General features: G+C 39.3%; 9 protein-coding genes and 1 riboswitch. Of the genes, 5 read left to right on the top strand and 4 right to left on the bottom strand.

Annotated features, from left to right (window positions below; all coding sequences use genetic code 11):
• Nucleotides 1-13: 13 nt before the first annotated feature.
• Together ICI50_RS01430 and guaA are read right to left on the bottom strand one after the other, a co-directional pair.
• Nucleotides 14-949, bottom strand: coding sequence for a hypothetical protein (locus tag ICI50_RS01430; protein ID WP_188891812.1), 936 nt, complete (start codon nt 947-949; stop codon nt 14-16).
• 279 nt (nt 950-1,228) lie between these two features.
• Nucleotides 1,229-2,782, bottom strand: coding sequence for a glutamine-hydrolyzing GMP synthase (guaA, locus tag ICI50_RS01425; protein WP_280530470.1), 1,554 nt, complete (start codon nt 2,780-2,782; stop codon nt 1,229-1,231).
• Between the two features lie 220 nt (nt 2,783-3,002).
• Between guaA and ICI50_RS01420 the strand changes: the two genes are divergently transcribed.
• The 5 genes from ICI50_RS01420 (at nt 3,003) to ICI50_RS01400 (ending at nt 8,543) form a co-directional block, all read left to right on the top strand.
• Nucleotides 3,003-3,965 carry a helix-turn-helix domain-containing protein gene (locus ICI50_RS01420; protein WP_188891809.1) on the top strand — a complete coding sequence of 321 codons (963 nt, stop codon included), beginning with the start codon at nt 3,003-3,005 and terminating at the stop codon, nt 3,963-3,965.
• Nucleotides 3,966-4,029: 64 nt separating this feature from the next.
• Nucleotides 4,030-4,127: riboswitch (purine riboswitch) on the top strand.
• Between the two features lie 69 nt (nt 4,128-4,196).
• Nucleotides 4,197-4,775, top strand: a complete 579-nt coding sequence (locus ICI50_RS01415) for a xanthine phosphoribosyltransferase (RefSeq protein WP_188891807.1) — start codon at nt 4,197-4,199, stop codon at nt 4,773-4,775.
• Between the two features lie 7 nt (nt 4,776-4,782).
• Nucleotides 4,783-6,066 (top strand): nucleobase:cation symporter-2 family protein, encoded by a 1,284-nt coding sequence (locus tag ICI50_RS01410; protein WP_013855294.1) that lies wholly within the window; start codon nt 4,783-4,785, stop codon nt 6,064-6,066.
• Between the two features lie 165 nt (nt 6,067-6,231).
• Nucleotides 6,232-7,056, top strand: coding sequence for an AraC family transcriptional regulator (locus ICI50_RS01405; RefSeq protein ID WP_188891806.1), 825 nt, complete (start codon nt 6,232-6,234; stop codon nt 7,054-7,056).
• Between the two features lie 62 nt (nt 7,057-7,118).
• Nucleotides 7,119-8,543: a C69 family dipeptidase gene (locus tag ICI50_RS01400; protein WP_013855292.1), complete on the top strand. Its 1,425-nt coding sequence runs from the start codon at nt 7,119-7,121 to the stop codon at nt 8,541-8,543.
• 44 nt (nt 8,544-8,587) lie between these two features.
• On the opposite strand, the gene ICI50_RS01395 is transcribed toward ICI50_RS01400, so the two are convergent.
• Complete coding sequence (locus ICI50_RS01395) at nt 8,588-9,106, bottom strand: GNAT family N-acetyltransferase (protein WP_013855291.1); 519 nt, start codon at nt 9,104-9,106, stop codon at nt 8,588-8,590.
• Between the two features lie 55 nt (nt 9,107-9,161).
• On the bottom strand, nt 9,162-10,457 hold the full coding sequence (locus ICI50_RS01390) for a UDP-N-acetylglucosamine 1-carboxyvinyltransferase (protein WP_025084042.1): 1,296 nt from the start codon (nt 10,455-10,457) through the stop codon (nt 9,162-9,164).
• Nucleotides 10,458-10,564: the final 107 nt, after the last annotated feature.

Here is a 10,564-nt window from a genome sequence, read left to right as displayed (position 1 = left end):
TGTTTCTCCTAAATTAGTCATTTCTTAATGCTGGTGACATCATTGCATTAAAAATAAAAACTAGTATCTTTACAAAATCTATTTTTCTATATCTTCTAGGATCAAATCTACCATGCTCAACTGTATTTCTATTGAACTCCGTATGCGCTAACCTTTTTTTAAAATTTGCTTTTCCCCACCAATCTCTTAAAACTGTAAAAAAACTTAACAGATCAATCGCTGTTAGCTGCCCATTTTCATCAGCATATTTTCTCCTACTAGCTTTTATCGAAGTTTTATTAATGTAATCATTGTTCGAAAGTAATCCCAATTGAAAATCACAAACATATTCTGCAATTGAAAACAAGTCATTCATGAAAAGATCATAATTGGTAAAATCGGAATAAATAGCTTTTCTTATTCTAACTAGCTGTAATCTATAGCCTTCATTCATTCCTAATTCTTGAAAACCATCAATCACTAAATCAAATATTCTAAAAAATCTTTGATAATTATTAGCGGAATAAAAGCTTTCAATATACCTTAAGACTTCTTCCTCAGATTTATGATAATTCATTTTCAAAATATCATTATAAATGAATTCTGATGTAACCCATCCATTCCTCATTAATATATTAGCTACCTTGATGTTTTCATCATGATCACCCAAAATTCTTCTTGTTAACTGTCTAAAGGTTCTAACTGCAGAATTGATTTGGCTATAATTACCCTCAATCGACGTTCTTTTTCTAAAAGTCCCTATAGCATTTTTATAGCCTAAAGTTCCATTAGACTGCAGACTTGAAAAAATACTTTTCGCTGGAATTTTTCCCGATACTTTTCCAAGTTTATTCATTTGCTTTACTACCGCAGAATTGACTTTTCCCTGCTTTAGTATTTGTGATCTATATTTTTTTAATTCTTTTTCAACTGCTCCAAGTGGCATATGTATTAAATCTTTATCTTTCATATAATTAATATACTCCATACTATATAAGCAAAAAAGCCCTTAGTTTCATAATACTAAGAGCTTGTTTCTTTTTGGCATACTTTGGTAAACATGATACTTCTTCGAAACAAATATCATCTTCTCCAATTATTGCTACTACTATGGTTTTACCATGCATCCCTATTTATTTTTAGCATACATTTTGGCATACAACCTTATCTTTTTTTATTCTTTTTGAGCTGGTTTCATTCCTTAAAATGCTTTTAAATCAAGGTTTACCATTCAAATTATATTGTCCGCTTATTCCCATTCAATAGTTGAAGGTGGCTTACTCGTGACATCGTAAACTACGCGGTTAACGTTGTCTACTTCGTTTACGATTCTGTCTGAAATGTGGCCTAATACATCCCATGGAATTTTTGTAAAGTCAGCAGTCATCCCATCAATTGAAGTAACGGCACGAATACCAATGGTGTAGTCGTAAGTACGACCATCACCCATAACACCAACTGAGCGAATTCCTGGTAAAACCGTGAAGTATTGCCAGATCTTTTCTTGCAATCCAGCCTTCTTGATTTCATCACGTAAAATCGCATCAGATTCACGCACGATCTTCAGCTTAGGTTCAGTAACTTCACCAAGAACACGAATACCAAGGCCTGGACCTGGGAATGGTTGACGCCATACCAAGTCATGCGGAATACCCAGCTTTTCACCAAGTTCACGTACTTCATCCTTGAACAACTTACGCAGTGGTTCAATCAACTTGAAGTGCATGTCCTTAGGCAAACCACCTACGTTGTGGTGGGACTTAATAGTTTGCGCGGTATTAGTACCTGATTCAATGACATCGGTATAAAGCGTACCTTGAGCCAAGAAGTCAACATCCTTAATTTTCTTAGCCTCTTCGTTGAAGACTTCGATAAATTCTTTACCGATGATCTTACGCTTTCTTTCGGGATCAGTAACACCCTTAAGCTTGTTCAAGAATCTTTCTTGGGCATTCACACGAATAATGTTTACCCCAAGATCCTTGTTCAAGGCTTGCATTACTTGGTCGCCTTCGTCTTTACGCAGCATCCCGTGATCAACGAAAATCGCAGTTAATTGATCACCAATTGCCTTATGCAATAAAGTTGCAGTAACGCTGGAATCAACACCACCAGAAAGGCCTAAGATAACCTTCTTATCGCCGACTTCCTTGCGGATTTCATCAACCTTCATGTCGATAAAGTCGTTCATGGTCCAGTTAGCAGCGGCACCACAAACATCAAAAGCAAAGTGCTTCAAGATATCTAAACCATATTCTGAGTTGCGCACTTCTGCGTGGAATTGAATACCATAGAATTTCTTAGCTGGGTTAGCAATTGCGGCGATTGGACAATTCTTGCTGGAAGCAGTTACTTCGAAGCCCTTTGGAGCTTGAGTTACCAAGTCACCGTGGCTCATCCAAACGTATTGCTTTGAAGGCAATCCCTTGAACAAAATGCTGTCTGGGTCTTCAACCGTAATATTAGCGCGGCCATATTCCTTGTTTTCAGCTTGTTCAACCTTACCGCCTAGGTCGTAAGACATTAATTGCATCCCGTAACAGATACCCAAAATTGGAATACCCAACTTGAAGATTGCAGGATCAACTTTTAATGCTCCATCGTCATAAACGCTATTTGGACCACCTGAAAAAATGATCCCCTTAGGATTGATCTGCTTAATCTTCTCGATGGAAAGATCGTGTGGTAAAAGTTCAGAATAGATGCCGAAGTCACGAATACGGCGGGTAATTAATTGGTTATATTGACTACCGAAGTCAAGCACAATAATTTTATCAAAATCGTCTAGATTCTTAGCCACTATTTACTCCCTCTTTTCAATTACACATTTCTAACTAACTCTACTAGGAAAAATTAAAAAGGTCAATCAAAAAATACAAAATACTCGTTTATTGTTCGGCTTTCATCCTAAGCAACCAGCAGTTGCAACCGCTAGTTGCCAGCAATGCAAGCATAAAGTTCTTGTCTGCAACCAGGCTTTTTTGTAGATTTAAGTTAAGCAAAAACAGAAAGGACAATCAATCATGAAATTAGGTCAAAAAATTGCGGAATTACGCAAAAAAGATCATCTTTCCCAAGAAGGCTTAGCTGAAAAGATGAATGTCAGCCGACAAGCCGTTTCTAAATGGGAAAGCAATCAATCTATTCCCGATATTGAAAAAATTGTCGATTTATCAGAATTATTCGGCGTTACTACTGATTATCTACTAAAAAATGGTACGCCTTCTTTTGAAGTGAAAAATGAAAATAATACTCCAACTAAAGAATTACCCATTCTAGCTGATGATAAAATAGAAAACTATTTAGCCGCCACCAAAAAGAACTCTCAACTACGTGCCCTAGCTATTAGTCTGACCATTTGCAGTCTCGCAATTCTCTGTTTTACGACAGCTCTCGATATTTGGCTTAAAATTAACAATTTGATTATTCGATTAACTGGGCTAGCCTTAAGTCTGATTGTCATCGCGGTTGCTTGCGGTCTATTAGTTTATAGTTGGTTAAATATGCGTGAATTCAAAGATTTAAAAAAGCAAAACTTTAACTTAACTGCTACCAAAGCTAAGTTAGCATCCCAAATTCAACAGTTTCGGCAAAGCAATAACAAATATGTTGTACTAGCTAGTGTTTTAGGCAGCTTAAGCATCATCCCACCACTGATCGCCAGTCAAAATTACTCAAACGGCTTGGGCGGTGTTATTTCTTGGGGAATGACTTGGCTACTTTTAAGTATTGCAGTCTACTTTTTCAGCTCTTATTTACTCCAGCAAGTTAGCTTTTCGATCTTAATCAAGCATAAAAAGCACTTACCAATTCACCTTCGCCGCTTATTTGTTTATGGCAGTTGGGTGTATACCTTAATAGTTATTGGAATTTACTACATCCTTTCCCGCTTTTTCCCTTATGGTAGTGGTTCTAACTTCTTTTACTTAAGTGTGATTGCCTACTTTCTATTCACTTACTTTTTCATTAAAGAAAAAGCAGAATAGCCTTTCAATAAGTCGAACATTAGCTCTTAATTTTCCTCTTGTGTTCGTTAACATCTTCTGCTAAGATTAAACCAACATAAATATCTATATAACGTCGTAATAAGGTCGACAGTTTCTACCCACTACCGTAAATGGTGGACTATAGGTGATTGAAAGTTAAGAAATTATCTTAAGGACTTCTTTTACCTAGCTTTAGGTAGAAGAGGTCCTTATTTCTTTAGGAGGATAACGTTGAAGTTATTAGAAGAGAGAATTAAACGAGATGGACAAGTTTTAGATGGGAATGTGCTGAAGATCAATTCATTCTTAAATCACCAAGTTGATCCCAAATTGATGATGCAATGTGGTGAAGAATTTAAACGACTTTTTAAGGACGAAAAGATCGACAAAGTTTTAACCTGTGAAGCTTCTGGTATTGCACCCGGCATCATGGTCGCTTACCAATTAGGTGTCCCAATGGTTTTTGCTAGAAAAAAGAAGCCATCAACGCTTAACGATGCAGTCTACTGGGCAAATGTCTTTTCCTACACCAAGAACGTTAACAACAAGATCTGCGTGGAAGAAAAATTTTTGCACCAAGGTGAACACATTTTAATCATCGATGACTTTGTAGCCCACGGTGAAGCTGTTAAGGGCATGGTCAACATTGCTAAGCAAGCTGGCTGTGACATCGTTGGTGTCGGCGCTATCGTTGCCAAGACCTTCCAAGGCGGTAGCGAATGGGTCGAAAACGAAGGCTTGCGTTTTGAAGCCTTAGCCAAGATCGACAGTTTCAAGGATGGTCACGTTCATTTCGAAGGGGAAGAATAAAACAAAAATGGCACAAAAAGAAGTTAGTCACAAAAAAGCTGCTATCTTAGGTTTGCAACATTTGCTTGCTATGTATTCTGGTGCGGTTGCTGTTCCACTTTTGATCGGGACCGCACTTAAATTCAATAGTACGCAGATGACTTACCTTGTCTCCATCGATATTTTCATGTGTGGCCTAGCCACCTTAATTCAATTATTTCGCAATAAATATTTTGGAATTGGTTTGCCGGTTGTTTTAGGCTGTGCCATCCAAGCAGTTGCGCCACTAGAAATGATTGGGCAGAAGTTTTCAATCAACACTATGTACGGGGCAATCATCGTGGCGGGGATCTTCGTTTTCCTTATTTCTGGTTGGTTCTCCAAAATTAAGAAGCTATTTCCACCAGTAGTTACTGGCACGCTGATCACCGTTATCGGACTAACTTTAACCCCTGTCGCTTTTCAAAATATGGGCGGCGGAAATGTGCAAGCCAAGGACTTCGGCGATGCTAAAAATCTTATCGTTGCCTTTTTAACCATCATCATCATTGTCGCCATTGAAGTCTGGACTAAAGGATTCCTGCGTTCCATTTCTGTTTTAATTGGTTTGATCGTCGGCACGCTGATCGCTAGCTGCTTAGGCATGGTTTCATTAAAACCAGTCATGCAAGCATCATGGTTCCACTTGCCACAACTGTTCTACTTCGGCGTACCTGAATTCGAATGGTCATCTTGTTTAACGATGATTATCATCGCCTTAGTTTCGATGGTCGAATCCACTGGCGTCTTCTTCGCTATCGGTGATTTGCTTCATAAAGATATCACTGAAGAAGACCTCAAAAAGGGCTATCGCGCTGAAGGCTTAGCTCAAGTCTTTGGTGGGCTTTTCAACACCTTCCCTTACACCACATTCTCACAAAATGTTGGTTTGCTTCAATTATCAGGTATTAAAACTAAACGTCCTATTTTCTGGGCCGCTGGCCTTTTGATGGGTATGGGACTTCTTCCTAAAATTGGTGCTTTAGTTACCATGATCCCTGATGCAGTCTTAGGTGGTGCCATGCTTGTGATGTTCACCATGATTGCCGTTCAAGGAATTAAAATGTTAACCAAGGTTAATTTTGAAAACAACCGCAATATTTTAGTAGTGGCCATCTCAATCGGTTTAGGCTTAGGCGTTACCATCTATCCACAAATTTTCCAAACTTTACCACAAACAGTGCAATTGTTCTTAGGTAACGGGATTGTCGTAGCCAGCTTAAGTGCAACCTTGCTTAACCTCATCTTTAACGGAAGAAGGGATGCCCAATAAGTTGAATACCCCATTTCATAATTTATAATTCCACACATAATTTTTCTATGAATATTCTTTAAACCTCGAAAAGTGCTCCTCATGAGCGCTTTTTTCTTATCGATCACATTTTCTTAAACTTACTATATAATAGTAGTTAAGAGTAATTTTTATAGTGAGGTCAAGATGCCTAATCAATTTCATAATCTAACTAATCCAGAGATCGATAGTCATATTTTATTTTATGGTCAACAGCAATGTCAGCCTGACGAATATTTTGAAGGCGATAATTTACGCAAAAATGATGTTTTGTACTATGTAATTAAAGGCACCGGCTCTTTTTTATCCAGTGGTCATCACGAGGTTAAATTAAAAACTGGCGATTTATTTTTGGTACCACGCAGTCGGACTTGCTCTTTTCAAGCTGATCACAGCAACCCGTGGGAATATTTGTGGATCGGATTAACTGGCAGCGATACTGGCAAGATACTCAAAGCTTCGAATTTACCGAACAAAAACTTTTTACGTCAGATTCAAAATACTAAATTCTTTTCAACTTTAACTGAACTATATGGTGTTTTGAATAAGAAAAAAACGCTGCTTAATCATTTACAGATCGCCTCACTCACCTACCAGCTCTTTTATCACTTAGTTAGCGAATTTCCTGATCATCCCCCAGTACGTAAAATTCCCAAAAATGATCAATATCAAATTGCAATCAACTACTTAAATAAAAACTACACCGATCCCACCTGCAACATTATCGAGTTGTGTAACCGACTGGGAGTTTCTCGGAGTTTTTTGTACTCACTATTTAGAAAAAACACCAAAATTTCACCGCAAAAATACCTTATAAAATTGCGCATGGAAGCCGCTAAGAAAGAACTTACAAGTACCACGCATAATTTAAAGGAAGTCGCCAAAAAAGTCGGCTACGGGGATGAATTCACCTTTTCCAAGGCATTTAAGCGCTACAGTGGTGTGAGTCCTAATGTATTTCGTGGAAATTAATCCATTTTTTGCATATAATATATAGTAGGTAGAAATATAACTTACAGTAAAGGAATGATCAGATGAAACAAACAGAATGTACTACTATCTTAGTAGGTAAAAAAGCAACTATCGACGGCTCAACTATGATCGCTCGTAGTGAAGACGGCGGTAGAGTCATTATCCCTGAAGGCTTCAAGGCCGTTAACCCAGAAGACCAACCTAAGCACTATACCAGTGTCATCAGCAAGCAAAAGATTGACGACGAAGATTTAGCAGAAACTCCACTGCGCTATACTTCAGCTCCTGATGTTTCTGGCAAAAACGGTACTTGGGGCGCTGCCGGCATCAACGCTGACAACGTTGCTATGACCGCTACCGAAACCATTACTACTAATTCACGCATCCAAGGCGTTGATCCAATCCTTGATCCAAGTGAAGGTGGTTTAGGAGAAGAAGATTTCGTTACTTTAACTCTTCCATACCTGCATTCAGCTTTCGACGGTGTTAAGCGCGTAGGTTACTTGGTTGAAAAGTACGGCACTTACGAAATGAACGGCATGGCCTTTTCTGACAAGGACACTATTTGGTATCTTGAAACTATCGGCGGCCACCACTGGATCGCTCGTCGCATCCCTGACGATGCTTATGTCATTGCACCCAACCGTTTAAACATCGATGAATTCGATTTTGACGACACTGACAATTTCGCCGCTTCAAGCGACTTAAAGGATTTAATCAGCGAATACCACTTAAATCCAGACCGCGAAGGCTACAACATGCGTCACATCTTTGGTTCATCAACTATCAAAGATGCTCACTACAATAACCCACGTGCTTGGTACATTCACAACTACTTTGACCCAGACTTCGGTGGCACTCCTGCTGACCAAGATCAACCTTTCGTTTGCCACGCAAACCGTTTGATCTCAATCGAAGACATTAAATGGGCTGAAAGTTCACACTACCAAGACACTCCTTACGATGCTTACGGCGACCAGGGCACAGCTGAACAAAAGAAGACCTTCCGTCCAATCGGTATCAACAGAAACTTTGAAACCCATATTTTGCAAATCAGAAACGATGTTCCTGCAGCAATCGCTGGCGTACAATGGTTAGCATTTGGCCCTAACACCTTTAACTCAATGGTACCATTCTACACTAACGTCACTACTACTCCAGAGAACTTCCAAACTACGCCTAAGTTCAACTTGAACAAGATCTTCTGGCTTAACAAGTTGACCGCTCAACTCGGTGACACTAACTACCGCGTTTATGGCGAATTAGAAGATGCCTTTGAACAAAAGAGTTTAGCAGAATGCCACAAGATCCAACACGATACTGACAAGGAAGTTAAGGATCTTGTAGGCAAGGAATTGCAAGATAAGTTAATTGCAGCTAACCAAAAGATGGCTGATACAGTTTACTACAATACTGTTGAACTACTTGGCCAAATGGTTGACGAAGGTCACGGTTTAATGACTTTGAAATACGACTTGCTTGATTAATAAATAAAAAATCACATGGCTTAAACGGTCATGTGATTTTTTATTTATAAATTTAATTCGTAAGCCCAGCGATCTGGATCAATTGGATCATCAACTTGAATAATTCCACGCTTTTCAAAGCCATGACTAGTTGCAATATGCTGGACAATTTTATTCTTTTGATAAGTATCAATTCTAAAATTGCGTATCCCCTGTGCATAAGTAACTGAAATAATGTTGCTTAAGAAAAACTGACTCAAATGCATCCCTCTAAACTTATCTGATACTGCAATGCGGTGGATCGTCGCATATTGATCAACAGCATTCTTCCACGCACCAGCAATCTTAGTATAATTTGGATCTCTGCCAATCACCACAGCCGCATAAGCTGCGACTTCTTTATCCACAGTTAATACCCAAGCCGCGCCATTTTTGATATCTTCGCGCACACTTTGACAGTTAGGATACCCACTCTGCCACTGCGGACTACCACTTTCCTTCAAAAAATGGATAGCATCAGCTAAAATTTCCCCAATTTTATCCACATCTGCCTCTTTTGCACGTCTCATGAAAACTAAACTCATTATTTTTCTCCACAAAAAAACTACATGATCTAGATCATGCAGCTTAATTTTCTTTTTAGATATTGTCTAAAATGCCAGGTACGGCGGGATCATCCTTGATACTCACGTCGGCACCTAATTGACGCAATTTCTCTTGCACTCGATCATAGCCACGCAAGATATTGCCGGCCTTATCGATAACCGTAGTACCGCTAGCCATCAGACCAGCAATCATTAGACACGCACCAGCGCGAATCTCCCCCGCGGTTACTTCAGCTCCATGCAGCTGCTTAGTGGGGTGAGCCAAAATAATATTGTCCTCAACCTTGATATTAGCGCCCATCTTCTGCAACTGAGCAATATGACCAATGCGCTTTGGATAAATATTATCAATTACTACACCTTCACCAGACTTAGCAGTCAAAAGCAGCGGTGTAATTGGCTGCTGCAAATCTGTCGCAAAGCCCGGATAGACATCCGTCTTCACTTGCACCATCTTAAGATCCCCTGCTGGATAAACATACAGTGAATCTTCATCAGCATCAATCACTACCCCCATTTCTTCTACCTTAGCCAGGTATGAATCAAGGTGTTCTTCAATAATATTATGAATGCGGATACCGTTACCGATACAAGCAGCTAGCGCTACATAAGTACCAGCTTCAATTCTATCAGGAATAATCGTATGCGGAATCTGCGCCTTAAGCATATCCACACCTTCAATTCTAATCGAATCAGTACCAGCGCCACGAATAGTTGCCCCCATATTGTTCAAAAAGGTAGCTAAATCAATAATCTCTGGCTCTTTTGCGGCATTCTCAATGATTGTCTGACCTTGTGCGGTCACACTAGCCATAATAATATTCATTGTAGCCCCAACAGATGGCATCTTCAGGTGAATCTTCGCACCGTGCAGTCCATCTTCAGGAGCCGTAATTATAATCTGATCATTTTTATTCTGTACATTAGCGCCCAAGGCTTCAAAGCCTTTAATATGTTGGTCAATAGGACGTGGTCCAATATCGTCACCACCAGGGAAGCCCACAACTGCTTTGCCAAAACGACCAAGAAGCGCACCCATAAAGTAATATGATGCACGTAAACTCTTGATCTTCCCAGCTGGCAATGGACTCATTTTAATATCAGTAGGATCAATGCGCAACGTGGTCTCTCCGAAATCACAATGTACATCCATCTCACTCAACAAGTCCATCAAGTTGACAACATCAGCAATTCTTGGGACGCCTTCCAAAGTTACTGGTGTTCTCGACAAAATTGATGCTGGAATCAATGCAACCGTAGAATTCTTAGCTCCACCGATCCAAACATCACCCTGCAAGGGCTTTCCACCATGAATTATCATCTGTTTCATTGGCGAAAACAAATCCTTTTCTACTTTCAATTAATCATAATAATGTTAAAGGATATTTACGAAAAAAACAAGAGCTGAGGCCTTCAGGTAAGTGTCAATATTTTTGC

Origin of the sequence: Lactobacillus kefiranofaciens (assembly GCF_014656585.1) — a bacterium.
In the GTDB taxonomy this organism is placed as follows: domain Bacteria; phylum Bacillota; class Bacilli; order Lactobacillales; family Lactobacillaceae; genus Lactobacillus; species Lactobacillus kefiranofaciens.
This window is presented reverse-complemented; position numbering and strand designations above follow the sequence as displayed.

Coding starts and splice junctions, on each gene's coding strand:
- ICI50_RS01430 (WP_188891812.1), bottom strand. CDS start 949: ATGAAAGATAAAGATTTAATACATATGCCACTTGGAGCAGTTGAAAAA.
- ICI50_RS01420 (WP_188891809.1), top strand. CDS start 3,003: ATGAAATTAGGTCAAAAAATTGCGGAATTACGCAAAAAAGATCATCTT.
- ICI50_RS01410 (WP_013855294.1), top strand. CDS start 4,783: ATGGCACAAAAAGAAGTTAGTCACAAAAAAGCTGCTATCTTAGGTTTG.
- ICI50_RS01405 (WP_188891806.1), top strand. CDS start 6,232: ATGCCTAATCAATTTCATAATCTAACTAATCCAGAGATCGATAGTCAT.
- ICI50_RS01400 (WP_013855292.1), top strand. CDS start 7,119: ATGAAACAAACAGAATGTACTACTATCTTAGTAGGTAAAAAAGCAACT.
- ICI50_RS01395 (WP_013855291.1), bottom strand. CDS start 9,106: ATGAGTTTAGTTTTCATGAGACGTGCAAAAGAGGCAGATGTGGATAAA.
- ICI50_RS01390 (WP_025084042.1), bottom strand. CDS start 10,457: ATGAAACAGATGATAATTCATGGTGGAAAGCCCTTGCAGGGTGATGTT.